Annotated in this window: 24 protein-coding genes and 2 pseudogenes; 3 read left to right on the plus strand and 23 right to left on the minus strand. The window is 43.7% G+C overall.

Annotated elements, in window-relative coordinates; all coding sequences use genetic code 11:
• Position 1: 1 nt before the first annotated feature.
• The 11 genes and pseudogenes from KJW29_RS36640 to KJW29_RS09950 form a co-directional block, all read right to left on the minus strand.
• On the minus strand, positions 2 to 592 hold the full coding sequence (locus KJW29_RS36640; protein ID WP_343222773.1) for a group II intron maturase-specific domain-containing protein: 591 nt from the start codon (positions 590 to 592) through the stop codon (positions 2 to 4).
• Positions 593 to 623: 31 nt separating this feature from the next.
• Positions 624 to 1253 (minus strand): reverse transcriptase domain-containing protein, encoded by a 630-nt coding sequence (locus KJW29_RS36060; protein ID WP_343222774.1) that lies wholly within the window; start codon positions 1251 to 1253, stop codon positions 624 to 626.
• Between the two features lie 1308 nt (positions 1254 to 2561).
• The gene (locus KJW29_RS09915; RefSeq protein ID WP_425517512.1) at positions 2562 to 3023 is read right to left on the minus strand and encodes a C40 family peptidase; all 462 of its coding nucleotides are present in this window, start codon (positions 3021 to 3023) and stop codon (positions 2562 to 2564) included.
• Positions 3024 to 3136: 113 nt separating this feature from the next.
• On the minus strand, positions 3137 to 3262 hold the full coding sequence (locus tag KJW29_RS36470) for a hypothetical protein (RefSeq protein ID WP_281426347.1): 126 nt from the start codon (positions 3260 to 3262) through the stop codon (positions 3137 to 3139).
• A gap of 91 nt (positions 3263 to 3353) precedes the next feature.
• A complete protein-coding gene (locus KJW29_RS09920) occupies positions 3354 to 4229 on the minus strand; it encodes a M56 family metallopeptidase (RefSeq protein WP_214629667.1) in 876 nt (291 codons plus the stop codon).
• Entirely contained in the window at positions 4226 to 4648 is a 423-nt protein-coding gene (locus KJW29_RS09925) for a BlaI/MecI/CopY family transcriptional regulator (protein WP_214629668.1), read from the minus strand. Before KJW29_RS09925 ends, KJW29_RS09920 begins: the two co-directional genes overlap by 4 nt.
• A 434-nt stretch (positions 4649 to 5082) precedes the next feature.
• On the minus strand, positions 5083 to 5793 hold the full coding sequence (locus KJW29_RS09930) for a response regulator transcription factor (protein ID WP_214629669.1): 711 nt from the start codon (positions 5791 to 5793) through the stop codon (positions 5083 to 5085).
• A 130-nt stretch (positions 5794 to 5923) separates the two neighbouring features.
• Positions 5924 to 6103: pseudogene (locus KJW29_RS36735) on the minus strand (M23 family metallopeptidase); the annotation flags it as partial.
• Positions 6104 to 6325: 222 nt separating this feature from the next.
• Positions 6326 to 6583: a copper resistance CopC family protein gene (locus KJW29_RS36740; RefSeq protein ID WP_214629670.1), complete on the minus strand. Its 258-nt coding sequence runs from the start codon at positions 6581 to 6583 to the stop codon at positions 6326 to 6328.
• Positions 6528 to 6779 (minus strand): copper resistance CopC family protein, encoded by a 252-nt coding sequence (locus KJW29_RS09945; protein WP_214629671.1) that lies wholly within the window; start codon positions 6777 to 6779, stop codon positions 6528 to 6530. Before KJW29_RS09945 ends, KJW29_RS36740 begins: the two co-directional genes overlap by 56 nt.
• A 39-nt stretch (positions 6780 to 6818) precedes the next feature.
• Positions 6819 to 7466 carry a LuxR C-terminal-related transcriptional regulator gene (locus KJW29_RS09950; RefSeq protein WP_214629672.1) on the minus strand — a complete coding sequence of 216 codons (648 nt, stop codon included), beginning with the start codon at positions 7464 to 7466 and terminating at the stop codon, positions 6819 to 6821.
• Between the two features lie 723 nt (positions 7467 to 8189).
• On the opposite strand from KJW29_RS09950, the gene KJW29_RS36745 reads away from it, so the two are divergent.
• The 3 genes and pseudogenes from KJW29_RS36745 to KJW29_RS09965 all read left to right on the plus strand — a co-directional run bounded on the left by KJW29_RS36745 (position 8190) and on the right by KJW29_RS09965 (position 10369).
• A complete protein-coding gene (locus KJW29_RS36745; protein ID WP_214629673.1) occupies positions 8190 to 8300 on the plus strand; it encodes a hypothetical protein in 111 nt (36 codons plus the stop codon).
• A gap of 614 nt (positions 8301 to 8914) precedes the next feature.
• Positions 8915 to 9320: pseudogene (locus KJW29_RS09960) on the plus strand (HAD hydrolase family protein); the annotation flags it as partial.
• Positions 9321 to 9391: 71 nt separating this feature from the next.
• Positions 9392 to 10369, plus strand: coding sequence for a cation diffusion facilitator family transporter (locus KJW29_RS09965; protein WP_214629674.1), 978 nt, complete (start codon positions 9392 to 9394; stop codon positions 10367 to 10369).
• Positions 10370 to 10450: 81 nt separating this feature from the next.
• On the opposite strand, the gene KJW29_RS09970 is transcribed toward KJW29_RS09965, so the two are convergent.
• The 12 genes from KJW29_RS09970 to KJW29_RS10025 form a co-directional block, all read right to left on the minus strand.
• A complete protein-coding gene (locus tag KJW29_RS09970; protein ID WP_214629675.1) occupies positions 10451 to 10690 on the minus strand; it encodes a hypothetical protein in 240 nt (79 codons plus the stop codon).
• An 84-nt stretch (positions 10691 to 10774) separates the two neighbouring features.
• Entirely contained in the window at positions 10775 to 11077 is a 303-nt protein-coding gene (qoxD, locus tag KJW29_RS09975; protein ID WP_214629676.1) for a cytochrome aa3 quinol oxidase subunit IV, read from the minus strand.
• A complete protein-coding gene (gene qoxC, locus KJW29_RS09980; protein WP_214629677.1) occupies positions 11077 to 11691 on the minus strand; it encodes a cytochrome aa3 quinol oxidase subunit III in 615 nt (204 codons plus the stop codon). Before qoxC ends, qoxD begins: the two co-directional genes overlap by 1 nt.
• 4 nt (positions 11692 to 11695) lie before the next feature.
• Positions 11696 to 13657 (minus strand): cytochrome aa3 quinol oxidase subunit I, encoded by a 1962-nt coding sequence (gene qoxB / locus KJW29_RS09985; protein ID WP_214629678.1) that lies wholly within the window; start codon positions 13655 to 13657, stop codon positions 11696 to 11698.
• 15 nt (positions 13658 to 13672) lie between these two features.
• Complete coding sequence (qoxA, locus tag KJW29_RS09990) at positions 13673 to 14647, minus strand: cytochrome aa3 quinol oxidase subunit II (protein ID WP_214629679.1); 975 nt, start codon at positions 14645 to 14647, stop codon at positions 13673 to 13675.
• A gap of 480 nt (positions 14648 to 15127) precedes the next feature.
• Positions 15128 to 17458 (minus strand): VirB4-like conjugal transfer ATPase, CD1110 family, encoded by a 2331-nt coding sequence (locus KJW29_RS09995; protein WP_214629680.1) that lies wholly within the window; start codon positions 17456 to 17458, stop codon positions 15128 to 15130.
• Positions 17451 to 17816 carry a PrgI family protein gene (locus tag KJW29_RS10000; protein WP_214629681.1) on the minus strand — a complete coding sequence of 122 codons (366 nt, stop codon included), beginning with the start codon at positions 17814 to 17816 and terminating at the stop codon, positions 17451 to 17453. Before KJW29_RS10000 ends, KJW29_RS09995 begins: the two co-directional genes overlap by 8 nt.
• A 27-nt stretch (positions 17817 to 17843) precedes the next feature.
• Complete coding sequence (locus tag KJW29_RS10005; RefSeq protein ID WP_214629682.1) at positions 17844 to 18029, minus strand: aspartyl-phosphate phosphatase Spo0E family protein; 186 nt, start codon at positions 18027 to 18029, stop codon at positions 17844 to 17846.
• Positions 18030 to 18179: 150 nt separating this feature from the next.
• Complete coding sequence (locus KJW29_RS10010) at positions 18180 to 19019, minus strand: VirB6/TrbL-like conjugal transfer protein, CD1112 family (RefSeq protein ID WP_214629683.1); 840 nt, start codon at positions 19017 to 19019, stop codon at positions 18180 to 18182.
• Positions 19020 to 19086: 67 nt separating this feature from the next.
• Positions 19087 to 19386, minus strand: coding sequence for a glutamyl-tRNA amidotransferase (locus KJW29_RS10015; RefSeq protein WP_425517514.1), 300 nt, complete (start codon positions 19384 to 19386; stop codon positions 19087 to 19089).
• Between the two features lie 5 nt (positions 19387 to 19391).
• Positions 19392 to 21161, minus strand: coding sequence for a VirD4-like conjugal transfer protein, CD1115 family (locus tag KJW29_RS10020; protein ID WP_214629685.1), 1770 nt, complete (start codon positions 21159 to 21161; stop codon positions 19392 to 19394).
• On the minus strand, positions 21148 to 21339 hold the full coding sequence (locus KJW29_RS10025; RefSeq protein ID WP_214629686.1) for a hypothetical protein: 192 nt from the start codon (positions 21337 to 21339) through the stop codon (positions 21148 to 21150). Before KJW29_RS10025 ends, KJW29_RS10020 begins: the two co-directional genes overlap by 14 nt.
• Positions 21340 to 21344: the final 5 nt, after the last annotated feature.

Raw genomic sequence — 21344 nt, forward strand, 5'->3', positions numbered from 1 at the left:
GTCACCCTCTGGGTGCAGTTCGTAGGTTCAAGTCTGGAATTAACGACAGGAGGTTTACCAATTTGTACTTGGAGTAGAGGACGGACTCATGTAACTTTTTCCATCCCATGTTGCGCCAACGTTTAAAGCGGTGACTCCAAATTCGCCGAATAATCCAGCGTTGGAGTCGATTGAAGAGCTTTCTTACATGGGCTTTACGGAAATAGTTGCCCCATCCTCGTATGACCGGGTTAATGGAAGCAATGAGCTCAAAGACGGTCAGCGGAATTCGTCTATGCGTTCGGGCTCGAATGGTATCTTTGAATGATTGGATCGATTTGTCCTTGGGAAAGGCATAGATGTTCATTTTCGGTTGCTTCTTCACCTTTTCCTGCGGTAACGACAGTCCCTTCCCTCGCTTCAGCTTGTATCCCAAAAACTCGAATCCCCATTTAATGTGGGTAATCCTTGTTTTATCCGGGTGAAGCGTCAGTCCAAGAGATTCTAGTATCGTTCTAGCGTCTCTTAGCGCTTTCGCGGCTTCCGCCTGCGTTTTGCAAAGGACGACCCAATCGTCGGCAAAACGCGTCAGGCGATATCCTTTGCCCGTCATCTCATGATCGAATCGGTTCAGGTAAATGTTACTAAACAGCGGGCTTGCAACGCTGCGGTGTGCCGCTGGGCGTTTCGTATTTCTTCCCGCCTTCCATGTACCCGGCTTCGAGCATTTGTCTGACTAGATTGAGAATTCTCCCATCGCTGATTTTTTCTGCGATCATGTCGATGAGCGGCTCGTGATGCACCGTCCCGAAAAAGTCCCGCAAATCCGCATCCACAACCCATTCGTATCCGTCCATCAGCTCGCGATAGATCTTCCTCATCGATTGATGGGTGGAACGGCCCGGACGATACCCGAAACTACATTCGCTGAACAGGGGTTCGAAGATCGGTTCCATTCTGTTTTTCAGCGCTTGCTGACATACCCTGTCCCGGATAGCAGGGATACCTAGCGGACGCTTCTCTTGGGGCTTCCCCTTCTTGGGAATAAGAGTCCGTCTGACCGGCATCGGCCGGTACGTGCCTTGTTTCAGCTCTTCCTGCAACCGTTCCAGTTCGGCTTCGGCGACTGCTTCGAATGCCGGAATGGAAACCTTGTCGATTCCTCCGCTGCCTCCGTTTGCTCTCACCGATTCCCATGCCATTTCCAAGTTTGTTCGGTGATACACCTTGTCGATTAATGAATGAACTTTTCGTCCTGTGCCTTCTGCTTTCATGCGTTTCGTATCCTCCGCCTGCAAGTTCTGGGTCTTTCGCGTAGGGAACTGTCCGTTCCTTGCCGCCTACTCTCGAAACTCACTCCACTTCGGTCTCTATAAAGCGAGCTGCCTTCCCCTTCCGTTTCACCTTTTGAGTGGGTGGAAGCCAACCGCACCTGGGCGGCTGATCCGGACGTTTCTGCTTGTTCGCCCGTTCTAAAGTAGTACGCAGCTCTCCGACTTCTCGCCGTGCGTCCGGTATGCATTTCGGGGTTTCCTTATAGCATCCGTTACTGAGTCTGCCGCGCGATCTTGGGAAGCGGTGGGCGCGGCGCGACCGCTTCGACTTTGTTTAACCACTCGGCCTGTAATGCATTTGTTCAGACACGGCGAGATCTCCATGGGTCACATCGTCATCTTCCGTACCATGCCGTCCGCACACACCTTGGTACGATGGGTGGACTAGAACGATCGTCTCCATAGTGCAGACTCGACCTTGCCCCATCTTTGGCCGACCGGTTCGCAATTCGGGTAGCCCCGTTTCACTACGGCCTGGTACTTCTCCTCAAGCCCTTCAGACTCTGCCTCACGGCAGACGCCCTGCCCTCCAGCAAAAAAAAAATTCGCCGGCCCCCGAGGCGTTACCCCCGAGTTTGGATATGAGTCCCCTAGTCCGAGACTCAGTGGGACTTTAACCCACCTGATGATCGTGCTGCCACGCACGTACTATGAGCCCCTCGGAGTCCCTTCCTACAGACCGCTCATTTCACCTTCCGGGCTTATAGAGTGCCTCTTTACGATTTTTTTTCGTGCAGGGGAGGGCATCCCCAGTTCACTGCATCCATACCATGCCGATCCCCTTACGCCGGAGGATTCTTCGCTGTCACTCCAAGTTCTTAACAGCTTCCGTGGCCTTTATCCAGTTGTTCGAGATTCGGCTTCCTCTCTTCCCTCTTGCGAGGCCTTTTTGACGACGCGGCAGGATTCACTTTATGTTACGGCCTGGTATGTTGCTCGCCCTGTCTCCGACAGGTACTTTCGTCGATACGCTTCTACACACAGACTTCGCCGTACGCAGGTATCCTAGCTACGCGGGGACTTGGCTCTTCCCGCGACTGGACTTTCACCAGCTAGAAGATGCGTGCCTCTGGGCACGCAACAACAAAAAAAGAAGCCTTGCTTAACCAAGCTAGACTCCTTCTTATAACGGTGTAGCCCTATTGTTTTGAACAAATGTAGAAAGTGCACTTTTAAACTTTTTAAGTGATGATTTTCGGCTAGCCTCTTCTCGCTGACCAGGATCTTCAAAACCGTCCTAATAAACCGTTACTTTATATCCATCATTGCATCAAAAATATCTTCAGAAATGACGCGTCTGGCTGTTACATAACGTTTTTTATAGTAATCGTCACTTAGCTTGCTAATAGTTACGCCTCTGCTTGTAGAGGAATGAGCAAACTTTCCTTCACCTATGTATATACCCGCATGGGAGATTCCTTTTCCACTCGTATTAAAAAAAACCAAGTCGCCTTCCCGCAATTTACCCTTCGCTACCTCTATGCCTGTGTCAGCTTGTGAAGATGAAGTACGAGGCAACTTTACATCAAACTGATTAAAGATATGCAAAATAAATCCAGAACAATCAAACCCTTTAACCGTTGTTCCTCCCCATTTGTAAGGAGAGCCGATTACTTCGTTAACCGACTCCATCAAAACTGTTGGCTCCGATTTTTGTGCAAATACGCTGCCGCCTCCAAGCAAGAACATTAGACTCGACAATACAATCATGACACTTTTCCTCAAACCACTTACTCCCTTCACTTACCTTTTAATAAACTACATATTATAGTTTATTTCGCTAAAATGGGCTTTTATCCTTCCGTTTATTTATTAGAATGCTTTCACTTTTCGCCATCTTCTTTATAAGCAGAGGTAACCGCTGATGATTTGACAGCTCGAATAGCTACTACTGAGAGTATAATCGCGGCTATAAGAACGATTGCAAAAAAAACAATAACTTTTGTCACCAATATCCTCCTCCGACTTTCGAATTGACTACAACTAGTAGTATAAACAAAAAAAGAAAGGCAAGGAATATCTAGCGATCCTTGCCCATATCTATCTTAAACAATTCCCAATTAAAAACAAAGACATGACGAATAGAACAATGACGGACGTTACAATGGTTTTCCTATTGGTGAGTGTAATGTATAAATCTCTTGACGGATCAATAATCTGTCGAATTCGATAATTAACAGCTTCATTAGCAAAATGAACGCCAGCTCTTCCGCTAAAAGTTGCATTGCTTTTAATCAACGACAACAATACGCGTCCGATTGGAAGCTCCGAATTCATACGTTTAACTGCATAACGGTCAGCTCTCAGCTCCGTCCAGATTGAATAATAATGAACCATATCCTTTATTAGCGGCACAAACGCAAGTCCTTTGCTTACCAACATTAGGAGACTCATTTGTAAAGGATGGAACGCTTTGCAATGATAAAGCTCGTGCAAAAGGATCGCCTCGACTTCTTCTTTATCGAACCTAGACAGTACTCCCGTCGAAATGACGATTTTAGGCATCCACATGCCGTATGACATGGCTACGAAAGCAGATTCCTTTACGACCACTATTTGCACACCGTCATTCTTGTAGCGATAATTCCAAAATGCAGTACTCTCTTCATCCAAACGACTTTTCAAATAAAGTTGAAGCTTGATTCTTTGATTTGCCTGTAATACCGTATGATAGATGCTAACTATCAACAAGTAAATGATAAAACCATTAAACAATTGCTCGGACAAGGCATGATTCAATGCAATGTCTCTAAACACGGCCAAGAATAATGTTTGGTTATTAGCCCCTGTGGAAACATCGCCTAGTTGATGAACTAAACTATAGCTCATCTGAGCAAGTATCCAGCAAACAAGAACAAAGATGAATGCAAGAATGGCCTCGGGATTATAATAAGAATGTTTTGTACGTTTGTTCATTTTTGTTTAATCTCGTTGATTCGTTTTTCGAGCATCTCAATCAACTCTGGGTCCGCATCATCCAGGTGATCTATAAAATGATTGACCACTAATGAACCAAAATCCTCGATTAATCCGTTTGTTACTGCCCTTGTCTCCTCTATTATAAACTGTTCTTTAGTTTGTACCGGATAGAAGAACGTCAATCGATTTCTCCCACCGCCGGTCGACTCTTTTCGAAGATGCCCCTTCTCGGACAACCTGATCATAACCGTCATGACCGCATTGATGGATATAGGATCTTCATTATTTAAAATTTGGTGGGTTTGTTTGATAGTCAGTTTTTCCTTATCCCACAGCGTGTTCATGACTTTTACCTCAAGCGAGCCGAAAAAACGGTTGAGACCTTCTTCGCTCATATTTATTTTCTTTACCCTCAAATACAGTCCCCTCCTCGAAAATCAATGGATAATCTTATTGTACCATGTCCGATTCTCGAGACAAAGTCATCTTCGCCACTCAGGAGTGACCGGAGGATAACACCCACACAGATCCTGCTACCAACGAAATCGCAATAAAAAGTGCAAACAAAATCGTTCTGGACTGAATTTTGCCGTTGGAACCTGACCCACCATCCGTGATAAATATAAAGGCTATTCCAAGACAAATAGTTATACATAGCCTAAGCACAAGCCCCTTTAAGCATGCATAGACATTGTTGTTTGGCAGCCATTTCTTCACTCTTGCAGGCGAAGGGATTTGAACCTTGCACACACAAATCAATCACAAGTATAAATAACTGTTCATATTTAACAATTTATTCTCTCGCAGTTCGTACGATAGATACTATGTTCAAGTTTCTTCTAAAAAGCTTTTAGATATTAAATTTCACAATATAACCTATTCCCCATACCGTCTTAATCATCGAAGCAGCTTGAGGGTATGCTTTATTTAGCTTATCCCGGATCCGTTTAATGGTTGTATCGACCGTTCGTGTATTAACCGTGGCTTCATTAGCCCATATGTCTTTTAACAGTTGATCTCTTGTCAAAATGACATTGGGTCTGTTAAGAAGATATTGCAACAAGTCACGTTCCCTTCTTGTCAGATAGATATGAAGATCGTCTGAGCTTATTCGATAGTTATCCCAATCAATAATGAAGTATGGAAATACTAACTGGTTCCCGCTTGATGTTCTAACCTCATAGTCCTTCTCGGTTGTTCTACTCTGTAAATCAATTATTTTGGATACTATTTCATGGGGGGCGGAGGACTTGTCCATATATGCATCGCTTCCTCCTTGAAACCCTTCCAGACGTATGTCCCCTTTCTCATTTGTCGTTAAAAAAATGATCGGTGTGGATTTAAACTTACGAATCATATTTCGTACATCCAACCCGCTTATTCCGGGTAGATACATGTCCAATAGGATAACGTCAATCTCGTTTTGTAATAAGTAAAGTAACCCATTATCTGCATTTTCAACTGCTTCAACAACGAAATGTTCATGTTCGAGTTGTTTCTTTAATTGACTTCTGTAAGCTTCATCATGCTCAAAAATTAGAATGCTTTTTCTATCATTCATCCAATTCGTCCTCTCTTGCAATATTAAACCATTATATATAGTTTAATATCGCTGCACTTACGACAAATTTAAGAGAACCCTCAACTGGGATCTCTTATTGTCGTACCATTACTCCAAAAACTTCAAGGATTCAGCTGTACACCATCTTTTCTAATTTCGAAGTGAGATAAACGTCTGTCGAACGTCCTGTTGTCCTCATAATTCCTATAAGGTCTCCTTTTTCTAAAGCTTCACCTTTCTCTACGCTAATCTCGCTAAGATGAGCATATAACGTTTGATAACCATTCTGATGAGTTACAATGACATGATTACCATAACTTTTATCTTAGGCAGCCATTTTTACCTTCCCGTTGTCGGAAGACTTTGATGATCAAATTAGATGATACCGCATCAGTATCTGCGTGTAGTCTGCCCCAACGCTTACCGAATTTGCTCGTTATGTATCGGCTAGCTATACGCACCTGTGCCAACTCCTATTATAACCTTTGTGCCCTGAACGATTTGTTGATCCAGACAATAGCTTGTTCAGGTTTTATTGTCTGGTCTGGATCACTATCATACATCGAGTCGGGAAAAGGAATAGGTCCGGAAGTAGGGACTGGCTTTGGAGATGACTGTTGTTCTTTGCTGGTGTCGGCGATTCTTTTACCGGTATACGAATATCGAATTTTAGACCTCCCTCTATGGGATGACCGTCTTTGCCGACGATCCTCCACCGCACGGAATATGTTCCGTTAGGAACCGCCTCCTTTAACTTTGCTACCAGTGTCGATCGGAATGATTCCCCCATCGCTATTGATGACTTCCAAGGTGCTTAAAGGTGCTACTTCGCTATTAAACTCCAGGACGATTTCTTCTAGCTCCTCCGTCATGATTGTGTTTGCCTCTGGGTATGAATCGTCCAAGCTCGTATGTGCATATACAGGCGCAGACATCGCCGCACCAGTAAGCAAGCTTACAATAGTGAAAATATATAACATTCGCATGTACAAAGACTTCTCCCCACCGTTCTCATATGAGTAAATTCACATCATAAACATGCCACGTTCAATAGCATATTTAGTTAGTTGCACCCTATTCACCATTTGAAGCTTATACATCATGTTTTTGATATGGTTCTTGACCGTGTTCTCCGATATCCCTAAGGTATAAGATATTTCACGATTAACCAATCCGCTTGCTACCAGCCCAAGTATTTCCTCCTCGCGATGTGTCAAAGACGAACTTTTGTGTTCCGGTTTTGCTAATAGGTTAAACTCTCTCAAGATAAGACGCGATAGCTCATTTGTCATCGGTACGTTATCGATCGCAATAGCTTTTAAATACTCGTGCCAAAATGGTGGTTGCAAACTATTTAAAAGATAACCTTGTGCTCCGTTTTTAAACGCTTCGAATATTTGAGTAATATCTTTAGAATCCGTCACAATAACTATTTTGGCTAAGGGAGGTTTTTGCTTGACCAGTTTCGCAGTTTCTATTCTATCTACTCCCGAAATCGGATTGTCCATTAAAATTAGATCCGGGATCCATCGCTCAGTTAACACAAGCGCATCCCTGCCGATTCCTTCTGCTACTACTTGAAAGGTTGAATCGCTGCCTAGGACGGTACGTATACCCTCTCTAACCTGATCGTTATCGTCGATAATGAGTACACGAATCGTTAACTCGTTCATCACGACTCTACCTCACTCTCTCTCAATATCAATGCTCATTTCTCGCTAATTAGCGGCAACCAATTACACTACGTTATATAGTTTATTAAATATGTCATAAGTATAACAAATTCAATACAGTTAATTGGATGAAAAGTGTAACAACTTTGAGAACATTAACGGTAGGAATGAGCTAGCAAGCCCAAAAAAACCTTTATATGAGCATGCGTTCAATTGATGGTAATATAATAGAATATCCAGCTCATTGCTGTAAATCAATACATAGGATTTTCAAATAACAACACAGTTACAGATGTTCCCGTCATTGGAGCAGGACAAGCTGGTTTAGCAGTTGGTTTTCACTTGAAGAAGTTGGGCATCCCTTTTATAATCGTTGAAATCTATTCTCGAATTGGCGGTTCTTGGAGGGCGCGCTACGATTCCCTTGTTCTTTTTACACCAAGAACCTACAGCGGACTTCCCGGTATGCCCTTTCCGGGAAATCCGGATAAATTCCCAAGCAAAAATGAAACTGCTGACTAATTGGAGAATTGTGCTACAACGTTCCATCTCCCTGTTCACCTTAATGTCGAGGTAACCAAAGCATTAAAACAGAACGGTTTCTTTCAAGATTGGACGAACCAACGGTAAGTATATATTCAAAAACATTAAAATAGCGACGGACCTTTCCAAAAGGGAAATTCCCACTCTTTTGCTTCCAACTTGCCATCTAATGTAATTCAAATGCATTCGTCTGACTATAAAAACCCCAATCAACTTCTCCCTAGAGACACTTTGATTGTAGGAGGAGGAAATTCAGGGGCTCAGATTTCTGTAGAAATATCGAGCTTATGAAAAACTTATATGTCGGTTAGTCATCGCCTTTCTTCCTGTCATTAGAGTTTTTCGGTAAAATCATTTTTTAGGTTCGACAAGTTAAGTATTTTAAATGCTCCGTCCCGCTCATTTATTGGCCGATAGATTCAGTCAAGACCTGATCCGATTATCGGTATGGAATTGAAACAACGTATCAAATCCTCCGCTGTTGAACTATAGTCAAAAACAACGAACGCTAACACTGACGGCATTCATTTATCTGATGGGTCAATTCAAATGTTTGCAAATGTAATATGGTGCAGAGGTTTTCAATCCCGTTATGAGTGGCTTGACATTTCCGATGTTCACTTTCAAACAAATGGGTCAATCGCTCATAATCATGGTATAACTACGGTTAGTGGTCTTTATCTTGTTGGCTTACCTTGGCAGAACCGCAGAAGCTTAGCTCTTATAGGCGGAGTAGGTGAAGATGCTAAGTCTATCGCCCAATTAAAAAATCAGACTTTGAACTCATCTAAATAATCTTGACCAATCTCCTTTCCACGACCACAATGTCTGCACAATGTTAGAATTTTAGTTTGATATGGTGCCGTTTTTTTCTTAATACATGATCTTATGATCATATGTTTAAATTATCCGAATTTTATGGCGGCTTACCAGAAGATAAAGAAAGACGCGTCAAGGAGCTCTCCAAACTTGGAAAAGTAGCCATGATTGGGGATGGAATAAACAATGCGTCCGCCCTTGCTTCTGCCCAACTTGGCATTGCGATGGGAAAAGCTACCAACAGAGCCATCGAAACTGCAGATATCGTACTAATTCAGGATCATTTGGGTAAACTACCAGAAGCGGTATCTGTAGCTAAACGAGTGAATCAGATCATTTAGTTTAACATTTCTGTTTCACTCGGCTTGAAAGCAAAAGCGGTTTACTTACCATCCCTGGTTGACTGACGTTATGGATTGCATTCTCTCCGATATGGGAGTAACAATCTTCGTAACACTCGTTAGCTTGACTAGTCTGATCAAAAAGCAATAAGTCAATAAACCGTCTATGCCAGAGCATCGGCGGTTTCCTAAAATTGTGGACAAAGGTGAGTGAAATATAAGATGGGAAATATTGAGCCACATGCTTACAAACAAAATCGCGATCATCACTCGCAAGAACCTTCCATTAAGCATACTCATGATAGCGGTCATTCCCATGAGCATGGAAAAAACACGAATAAACAAGCCTTAAAGCTTTCCTTTATTATTATCGCTACCTATATGTTCATCGAAGCGATCGGCGGATTTATGACCAACAGTTTGGCTTTAATTTCTGATGCAGGCCATATGCTAAGCGATGCGGCCGCACTTGGATTGAGCTTTTTGGCAATTACTTTTGGAGAGCGAAAAGCAAATGAGTTAAAAACTTTCGGATATAAGCGTTTTGAAGTGCTGGCGGCATTTATCAATGGTATCACCTTGATGCTTATTTCTTTGTATATATTCTGGGAGGCTTATCGCCGATTTTCGCAGCCTCCAGAAGTCATGAGTAGTGGCATGCTTATTATTGCGGGGATAGGCATGCTGGTAAATATTGTTGCCGCTTTTATTTTAATGAAAGGCAATACATCTGAAAACTTAAACGTTCGTAGTGCCTTTTTGCATGTCATTGGCGATTTAATGGGGTCAGTCGGTGCCGTAGCAGCAGCTTTATTAATTATGTTCTTTGGTTGGAACTTAGCAGATCCAATTGCAAGCGTAGTGGTGGCTGTCCTTATTATCTTCAGCGCCTATAGAGTAACTCGTGAATCCATCCATATTCTAATGGAAGGTGCTCCGCCCCATATTCAAGTGAGTGAGGTACGGTCAGCACTCCATTCTCTGCCGCATGTCAAAGAAGTACATGATCTTCATATATGGGCAATATCTTCAGACACCCCCTCCCTCAGTTGCCATATCGTAGTTGATGATTCTCAAGTTAACACAATAGTAATAAATGAAGCGAAAGATGTTTTAGTTAATAAGTTTAGAATTATGCATACCACAATTCAGATCGATACATCAGATACTAAATGTGATGTTTATGAACAAGAACACTGAGACTTTGTCGTATTTGTATGGGTGAAATCAAAGAAAATCTCGATGATTAAATACCATCATCGAGACTGTTCTCTAGCAGTTTCACACTTCATTATAAAAAATCCGGCCTCGCGGCATAATGCCGTCTGCCTGATCGTCAGCTCGGCTGAATTCAAGCAACGATTCTCCTCGGGCACAATTGTCATTATACTCCTGGATACTGCGCACGATGCCGAGGCGATATACCAGTTGCTTGAACATCAACGCATTAAGCTGTTCATAGAATTCAATAACCGGAGCAAGAACACCACCGCCACCAACAATAAAGTCACGCTTTAGCAAACTTTCTGCAATGGGCCGTCCGCTTGTGCGATTTGATGTAAGTAGCGATAGTTTGCGTTACGTCCATCTTTTATTACTTATATTTCAATGCATTTGGTTCAATACCCAGATACTTCCTACAACAATTACAATTGCAATAAAAGCAGCTGAAATCATCTTGCCAATTTGCCAAATTCCTTGTTCTCCTTCTGATACGTGCATAAACATAAATAATTGAATGGCCGCTTGGATGAACGCTAGGGCAAATACAATGATAACAATTGCACTATACGTTAAATCTAAACTCCTTCCTACCCAAACTGCTATAAAAGTTAAAGCAATAGATAGGAGGAAACCAATGACCTGCGACCATGGAAAATGATTGCGATTAACTGTTTTATTTTCCATTATCCCACCATCCCTAATAGGTATACACCTGTAAAGACGAAAATCCATACAAAGTCTAAAAAGTGCCAGTATAAACTGGAGACAAAAACCTTTTTAGCAGTATCTGGTGTTAAACCTCTTTTACGAACTTGTATTATAATCAAAATTATCCAACCAATTCCAAGTGATACGTGAAGCCCATGCGTACCAGTTAGAAGATAAAAAGAAGACCAGAAAGCATTTGTACCAAGTGTTGCACCTTCTTTTACCAGGTGCATAAATTCAGCAACTTCCATATATAGAAATCCTAAACCGAATAATAATGTGATTATCAACCAAATAATCATTGATTTAACGTTGTTTCTTCTCATCTCATTAATCGCCAAACCAGAAGTGAAACTGCTAGTTAATAAAATCAACGTCATAATTATTGTATTATTTAAGTCAAAAACTTCATTGGGAAGCGGACCTCCCACTGTGCCATTTTTAAGGGCAAAATATGCCGCAAATAAAGTAGCAAATAACGAAACTTCTGCACCTAAGAAAATCCAGAATCCAAATATATTCAGTTTGCCTGTTTCAGACTGATATTCCAAGGGCGTGTTTGTACTTGCACTATTATTTATGTTCCCCATAAACTCACGCCTCCTTTTGAAAAGTTTGTTCCAGTTTTTTAATTTCATCCACACTAACATAATATCCTTCATCTTCTTTATGTGAGCGGAGTGAACGTAGTACCATACAAGCAAGTATACCTATTCCACTAATTATAGCCATCCACCACAATTCAAACACTAAACCGAAACCACCAACAAAGAAGAGAATTGACATAATAAATGGTGTAGATGCGTTGCTAGGCATATGAATCGGTTTATAATCCATGTCTTCTTTCTTTGTTTCTTTATTCTGCTGCTTTATGTGCCAAAAAGCATCTATTTCTTTAATCTCAGGAAGAACCGCAAAATTATAATGTGGAGGAATAGCTGTTGTGGTTGCCCATTCTAGCGTGCGTCCGTTCCACGCATCTCCCGTCGTCTCTTTTTTGGCATTACGCATACTATAATTTACATTGTAAACCAAGATCACAAAGCCAATTCCCATACCAACTGCCCCAATGGTGGAAACAACATTTAATGCTGTCCATCCATCTTCCGGAAGGTAAGTATATACACGTCTCGGCATACCTGCAAACCCTAATAAGAACTGTGGCAAGAAGCAGACATTAAATCCAATCGCAAAGAACCAAAACGCCAGCTTTCCAATTCGTTCGTTCATTTTATGTCCAAACATCTTTGGATACCAGTACACGAAGCCTGCGAAGCAAGCAAATACAACTCCAGCAATTAACGTATAATGGAAGTGGGCAACAAGGAAGTAATTGTTATGATATTGAAAGTCTGCTGCTGCCATTCCAAGCATAACACCTGTTACCCCACCAATAATAAATGTCGGAATAAATGCTAGCGCCCACAACATTGCTGTAGTAAATTGTATTCGGCCCTTGTACAGGGTGCCAAGCCAATTGAAGATTTTTATCCCAGTAGGTATGGCTATTGCCATTGTGGTTATTGAGAATACATTGTTTAACGCTGCGCTTCCTCCCATTGTAAAAAAATGGTGTACCCAAACAAGGAAGCTTAAGCCTGAAATAACGACTAAAGAAATAATCATCGATTTATAGCCAAACAATGTTTTTCTTGCGAAAGTTGCTATAACCTCTGAGAAGATTCCGAAAGCTGGTAATACAACAATATATACCTCAGGATGTCCCCACAGCCAGAAAAAGTTTGACCAAAGCATTGGATTTCCGCCGCCAGTCAATGTAAAGAAATGTGTATCAAATAATCTGTCGAATGTCATTAACCCTAAAGTAACTGTTAATATCGGAAACGCAAAGACAATAATAAAAGAAGTGATCAACGTTGTCCATGTAAACATCGGAATACGCAGTAATGTCATGCCAGGTGCTCGCATTTTAATAATCGTTACAATAAAGTTAATACCTGTTAATAGAGTACCAATCCCAGAAACCTGTAAACCTAGTAAATAATAATTTATTCCTGGTCCCGGACTTCCCTCAATAGCTAGTGGAGCATAGTTCGTCCAGCCTGCATCGGGTGATCCGCCAAAAACAAAGGAGACGTTAAAAAGGATTGCTCCAAAAAAGAATGACCAGAAACTTAAATTATTTAAAAATGGAAATGCTACATCTCTTGCTCCTATTTGTAAAGGAACAACGACATTCATCAATCCGAGTAGAAATGGCATAGCCATAAATAAAATCATGATAGTACCGTGTGTTGTGAAAATCTCATTATAATGCTGTGCTGACAAGAATGTATTATTAGGCACTGTTAATTGAGCTCTCATTAACAATGCATCCACACCGCCGCGAAAAAGCATCAATAAGGCAGCAATGATATACATGATTCCAATTCGTTTATGGTCAACTGATGTTATCCACTCTGTCCAAAGCCACTTCCACTTTTTAAAGTAAGTAAGAGCAAACACTATTCCAATCACGGTTAATAAAATGGAAATATTCGCTCCAAGAATCATTGGATCATTTAGAATTAAATTATCCTTTATAAAATTAAACATCTTGTTCGTCCCTTCTTAATGGTTCGAGTGAGTACCATTATTTGAAACCGTCTCTTCATTTTCGTTATTTTCGTTGTCATCCGTTTTCACTTTAATTCCCTTTACTTCAACACCATATTTCTTACGAATGTTCATTGCATACTCGGAATCTTGACCATGATCTACAAATTCCAAATGAGTGGACGAGAACGTCATTTCATCAACTGTTTCTGGCAACATTAATTTTTCATAAGTTTCTTCAACTAATATTGGCGCACTTTCTTGTGTTTGTTTCACCCAATCTTGATATTCCTCTTCTTCTAAGGCATTAAAATTAAACTGTTGATGTGTCATGCCTGCACCAGTAAAGTTAGAGTTCCTGCCTTTATATTCTCCTGGCACATCTGCCTGTAAGTATAGTTCATTTACCATTCCTGGCATCCCATATATTTGACCGCCTATCTGCGGAACCCAGAAAGAAGCCATAGAATCTGCAGCAGTTACTTTAAAGAGAATCGGGTGACCTTCAGGAACGTTTACGTAATTTACGGTTTCAATATTTTCCTCTGGATAACTAAATATCCATTTCCAGTCTGCGGCAGTAGCATGGATAACGATAGGTTCCTTCTCAATAGTTGATTTAGGCGGTTCTTTCAATTCATAGAGAGCCTTTGCATTTGGAATCGATAATGCAGTTACAATTATGATTGGAATGATCGTCCAGATGATTTCCAATTTCGTGCTACCGTGCATATCCGGTTTATAATCTTTAGTATTAAAATTTTTGCGATCACGGTACTTTGTGACTATAATTGCAAATAAAACATAAACGACGATTAGGATAGCAAGCATAAAGTAGATTGAGTACATAATCAGATCCTTTTGGATTGCTCCAACCGGACCCTTTGGATCTAATATGATGAGGTCGCTGCGGATACCTAATGCTGCAATTAACATCAGTGAAAATAAACTTATAATCACAATTAACCACGGTTTAACATTCTTGAACATATTTGTTCAGTTCACCTTCCTTTCTAATTGGGGGCATGCATGCAGCTCAAAGATTATGCTACTACAATTAAACTAAGTTACGTAGTCTAAATATACGATGTCATGAGATAGTCAACTTTTGTTCACCTGCCTCACACAATTCGATCATATCTTGTTCACAATTATGAACACATGTTCATGTTTTAAACAAATTATAATCGCCTCGTTTACATACTCAGACGTTCCATTACTAATACTGCTATTTATTGTCTAATAGTAATACAACACATATTTCAAATAGGAGTTAAGAAATGTGATTGTTGCTACAATCGCACCTAGCATACAATAAGCTTTCTGCTTTATGAATATTGAAGTAACTTCATGTATGAGAAAAGAAACTAGTAGACAGTATACTTGTTCAATCTTACTAAACTCAAACAAGTTCATGGATAACACTGCAGAAGGCGGCTGATCTTGTTGCAATCAGCCCCTTCTGCTTGATTACTCCCCAGGCTTCGTTGTCATTAAGCTATACAGCTTCGTGTGTCGCGGGAACTTGTCGGTAAACGGAACAAGAGAGCTTCCGATCTTCAGTAGTCCGTTCCCGGCATCTACGTTTGTCATATAAGAAAGCTGCAGATCCGAGATGTTCAACAACTCCGCAAGCTCCCTGCGATCCGTGCTCGCTTGATTCAGCATGACGATAAATTCGCTATTGGCGAGCATCGTCCGCGCGATATGGCTTTGCAGGAGATCATCCACATTTTGCGTAATGCCCGTACAAAAAGCGCCATATTTTCGGACGCGCTTCCAGAGCGTGAACAGAAAGTTGGCGCTGTATTCGTGCTGGAACAGAAGATAGATTTCATCAATGAAGATAAACGTATTCTTACCCTTGGCACGATTTTGCGTAATCCGATTCAGTATATTGTCCAGCACCACTAGCATACCTATCGGAAGAAGTTGCTTGCCTAAATCGAGAATATCGTAGCAAATAAGCCGATTATGGACATTGACATTAGTTGGCTTGGCGAACGTGTTCAGACTGCCCGAAGTAAATAATTCAATAGCCAGCGCAATGTCCTGCGCCTCCGGTTCTGCCTGCTTGAGCAGCTCCGCACGAAAATCTTGCAATGTCGGTGGCAGTCCCTTATAGTTGCTCTGCAAATACTTGCGGTACACAGCGGCAGTACAGCGGTCGATGAGCGATTTCTCCTTCGCACCAAGCTGGTGTCCACCTATCAACTGCTCGCACAGCGACAGAACGAACTCCGATTTTAGAATGATCGGATTGGCACCGTCACCATAATCCCGGTTCATATCCATCGCATTGATATGGTTCGGCGAAGTCGCTGAAATATGAATCGTCTCGCCGCCCAACGCGCTTACCAACGCGGAATACTCCCGCTCTGGGTCGATCAGGATAATGTCGTCATCGCTCGCCAGTATCTGGTTGACGATTTCTCGCTTTGCAGTGAAGCTCTTGCCGGAACCCGATACTCCGAGAATAAAACTGTTTCCGTTCAGCAGTTGCTTGCGATTGGCAACAATCATATTTTTGCTGATGACGTTTTGCCCGTAATAAATACCGGATGTGTGCATAATCTCCTGCGCTCGGAACGGGATAAAGACAGCCGTACTTTCGGTCGTTAGTGTCCGTAAGGCATGGACCTTTCGCTGCCCATACGGCAGCACCGTATTCAAACCGTCCATTTGCTGAAAGGAGAGCGTGGAAAACTGGCATAGATGCTTCCGCGCCGTCGTGAGTAATGTCTCCGTGTCGCTATCGAGTTGCTCCTTGCTGTCCGCGATGTGCACCATCGTAAGTAGTCCAAACATCATCCGCTGGTCACGCGTGGTCAGGTCACTAAGAAACTCCTTGCTCTCCTTACGCTGCTGCTCCATGTCGTAAGGGACAACAGCCGAAAAGTTGTTGTTACGATTTTGCCGCCGCTGCCAATTCGTAATGTTCGTTTCCACGCCGAGCAGACGGTTCTCTACTTCACGTACAGCTTCATCGGTCGGAATCGGGATTACATCGAGCGACAACAACAAGTTGCGGTTCAAGTCACACAATTCGGCTACCATGCTGTCCTTGATGTAGCTGGCGTAATCCCGCAGAAAGATGACCCGTCCGTAATGGTTCCCCATCCGAAAATGGTCTTTCGCAAACTCGAACGAATCCGGGGAAATATAATCCTTGAAATCATGACCCTTACGCATCATTTCCTGCATGTCAAAATGAAAGTCCGCTTCTTCGCCAATTCGGAAGAAGTCGTGTAGGATGCGCAAACGATCCGTCGCATCAAGTTCCGTACACTTTGAGCCGAGGCGAGAGAAATGTGCGGTCAACTCCGTACCGACCCGCGCGAAGTAATGGCGGGCTTCGTCGACGTTCTTTTTCACAACGGAAATGGTGATGTATTTATCTTGAATCGTCCCATTGGTGTTGCCGTCCGTCGCTTTGCCCAGCAACATGTCGTTGTACTCCTGCCGATACACATCAAGCTCGTCCTGCTGAAGCGGAATGAAAACCGAACGTTCCACCTCTGCCTGATGAAGCCGCCGATTATGAATCGTTATCTTCGTCGTCGTGCCGCTGTCAAACGAATTAAGCAATTCGGAGTAAGAAAGGAACATCGCTTCCTTATCTTCTCGCGATGCGACAGCGTAATTGATATCCGCGAAACGGAACGACTTCGAAAACTTGTTGCCGACAGCAAAAATCCCGTCCGGCCAGATGGCACGGATCGGGATCGCTTGTTGTACGCTTTTAGGAATAGGAGACCGTTCCTTGTCCTGTTTCAGAGTGCGCCTGAGCGTCTTAATCATTGCGCTTCATCCTTTCTTGCTCATGCATGTGCAAGCTTCCTTTCAGCGCTTCGTAGTACATGTTGGTTGAGCGGAATACAAGCCGTCTTGGCATCAGGAACTCCGACTTCACGTATGCCCACAGTATTTGCTCCGCTGTCATACCGTGAAAATGGATAAATCCGAATGCGGCACAGGGAGCCGCTCCCAATATGCACATCCAACTGAGTGTTTCCAGTCCGAAGTGATTGCGCAATCCGAAGTACAACCCAATCGCCGCAGCGACCGCCAGAATAGAAAAAAAGAACTGCCGCAAGGACAGTCCAAAGTACAAGCTTTCCGTATAGTCCCGGATTTCCCGGTTAATCTTCACTTCCATTTCACCACATCCTCCTTCGCTTCTGCATTATCGCTGATGCTGCCCACGTCCAGCATTTTTTTTATTCAGTCGGACAATCAGTTGATCGATCTTCCGACTTTGCGCCTGAACCGCCTTATTTTCGGCCAGAGGGATACCCTGCTCCAACGATTCGATCCCAAGCTGGTTTAATTTTTTGCGTTCCGCTTCCAATTGCGACAGTAATCTTTTCATCGGTCAGCCTCCATGTCTATATGGAATGGTGTCTTGCAATGACTGACAAGTTGGATGTTTGCGTTGGACTTATCTCTGCGAGAACTGCTTGGCGAAGCATAGAAATAAGTCTACCAACGAGCGAAGAAGACACGCAAAGGTGTGGTGGCGTTACAGCCCCATCATTTCACGCACAATGCGATCTGCCATTTTCACCGTACCTACGAGAACGAGCATGTTGAAAATGAGTTCCCCGATATAGGTCCATACCAGCGTGACCGCACCTGCAGCCTCATCGACAGCCGAGGGCGAGGTGACGAAGGCGGAGTAGATAATACACGCCAATACAATAATTGCACCTTCCAGACAAGCAGCCGCGTATCCTTTCAGGAACGACTTGCCAATGTTTTGGCTTGGCTCCCCCGCGAACGCGGACAGCGGAACCGGGGCAATTGCCGTATACATATAGATACGGAAAAATCGTCCATACACCGAAAGGATCATCACAAAGGATAGTACGGTAATGAACAGACTGCCTAGAATGGTGACGATCCATAGCGGGATGCTTTGCCAGAAGCCCACGTCTTCAATCGCTTGCGCTATCGTATCCGGCAAGGCCATTGCCTCTGATGTTCCGAATCCGGAACGTCCCATCATCGTCGAGATGATCCCCTGTACAATCGTAAATAGAGCCATCATCAATTCCAGCCCATAAGTTACTACCGCTTTCGCTAGCACAAAGCGGATAAACAGCTTGACGGCCACCTCCGGCTTCTTCACTTCAGCAAAACTGCCGGTCGTCTTCACAACGCCAATCAGAAAAAACAAGACCAGAAGCGCCAGTCCAGTCGCCTGCAATGCGCCATGAATATTGATGATGACACTCCAAACACCCCCGCCCTTAAAGTCCGCTGGCGATTGGGTAACAAGTTGCCAGATTTCATTCATCTTATCGTTCCAGGTATCCAAAGCATTTTCGAGATTGTCGATCACCCAACTGTTTTTTGCCATATTCTCACCCCTTCCGTAAACGAGGGACGGACGAATCGTCCGCCCCCCTTATGCAAAAGCTTCAAGCTCATCCGGCAATCAGGGTAAGAATTTCCTTTGTAAACGTAATAATGACTCCTCCGGCGAGCGTCAGAAATCCATTTGCACGTTGGGACGGATCATGGGACTTTAGCGACAACCCAATCTGAACAATCCCAAAACCAAGAATAATCATGCCGATTGCCCGGATTAAGCCGAAAATGAAAGTGGAAAGGTTGTTGATTGTCGTCATCGGATCGCCCTCTGCATAAGCGGTGGAGACGAATATAGTCCCCGTTAAGATTAGAACGATGTACAGGGCCAGTAGCCGTTTCGTTTTGAATTTCAAGATCATCATTCCCTTCGCAAAAATAGCGACTCTACTTCTTCTTCCGACAGAAGCTCATAATCTCCGTCCTCATGGAGGAACACGGATCGCCAGTCCAAAGCGTGCTCTGTCCCACCATGTTGGTAGGGAAGACCGTTGCCATCCGTCGTGAGCGAAACATGAGGATGCTTGAGCAAATCATACTTGTCGTCTTGAATTGGATACTCGCCACGAATAAGGAGCAAGCAATAGCGGTTATCCAGCAACCTCACCTCATCAGGCGTGAGCAATTCACGGCCTGATTGCTGGTAATTTATCGAGTAGCTGCCGTTCCTTCCCTTGCTCTGACCGTAGGTATTGGTGTCAATCGTTTCCTTGCCAAGCAGCTCCGAGACGTATTTGTGGGTGGACTGTTCGTTACCGCCCAAGTACAAAAATTCATCACAGTTACCCACAATCGATTCCCATGCGTCCTTGTACAGCGCTTTGAGCTGCGCTAAATTTTGTAAAATGATGGAGACGGAAATTTCCCGGCTGCGCATCGTGGAGAGCAGTTTGTCAAATTCGTCGGGAAGCGCCACGTTGGCGAACTCATCCATGACAAAGTGAACGTGAATCGGGAGACGCCCGCCATGGCGGTAGTCCGCCTCGTACATCAGGCATTGAAAAAGCTGCGTATACAACATGCCAACAATAAAATTGAAACTACTGTCGTTATCAGGAATGACAGCAAACATCGCCGTCTTCTTCTCTCCCATAACGGGCAATTCCATTTCATCGACCATACTCATCCCCGCAATCGTATGCAGGTTGAACTTCTCCAGCCGAACGCCGAGGCCAATCAAAATCGACTTGGCCGTCTTGCCCGCCGCCAGCTTGAAAATGTTGTACTGCTTGACGGCAAGGTGTTCCGGGTCGCGCATGGCCAACCGCTCGAACAGTTCATCAAGTGGACTCTGGTATGTTTCGTCCTCTTCTCGCACCTCTGCAGCCGCGATCATTTCCATAACCATTGGGAAATTTTGCTCCTCGGGCGGTGCTTCATATAGGAGGTATAACACAAGCGCTTCCAGCAAAGCGGTCTCGGAGCGCTCCCAAAAGGGGTCGCTTGTATTGCTGCCCTTTGGTGTCGTATTGCGGATCAGGTTGGTGACCAGCTTGAGAACATCTTTGTCGTCTTGCAAATAGGCAAAGGGATTGTAGCCATGCGAACGGTGCGGATTGATGAGATCCAACACCTTGATGTCATAGCCTTTGGACTTGAGCAGATGCCCGGTATCGCGCAAGATCTCGCCTTTGGGATCGAGCACAACAAAGGACGTATGCGCCTGCATGACGTTCGGTTTGGCGTAAAACCGTGTTTTCCCAGACCCGGAACCGCCCACGACAAGGACATTCAGGTTTCGGCGATGCTTACGGCCGTCCAAGCCGATACGAACCTGCTGCGTCAAAATTTTGTTTTGCTCCGGTTGCTTGCTTCGATATTTGGCATTAATTTGTTTCGCTTTCCCCCATTTAGCGCTGCCATGTTCTTCACGACGACGATAATTGCGCGGAGATGCCAGATATACGCCAACCGAAACCGTGTAAATGAGTGTAAACAGCAACAGACTTCGCGGCGTATCATCGACCCACTGAATTTGAAAAGGATGATTGATCGCTACGCTAAGATGCAGCAGCAGTTCGGGTAAGCCCTTTGACAAAGCGGGGGCGGCAAGCAGAGCCGCCCACACGACAGGAATAAAAAAAACCGCAAAGAGTAAAAGATTACTCCTTGCGGTTTCAGCGCGCCGCATGATGACTCCGGCGCTTTATTTTTTTATAGGGAGCGTCAATCGCTTTGAGCAATAAATCGTCAACAGGATCAGTCGGCCGCAGCTGACCGATCAAATCGTTGCGCAACACATTCAAAGCGTTGATGACAATGCCGTGCTCGTACTGATCCATTCTTAGGATGCGTTCTTCCTCTTTCATTGCCA

This window comes from Paenibacillus agaridevorans (genome assembly GCF_018604145.1).
Taxonomy (GTDB): Bacteria; Bacillota; Bacilli; order Paenibacillales; family Paenibacillaceae; genus Pristimantibacillus; species Pristimantibacillus agaridevorans.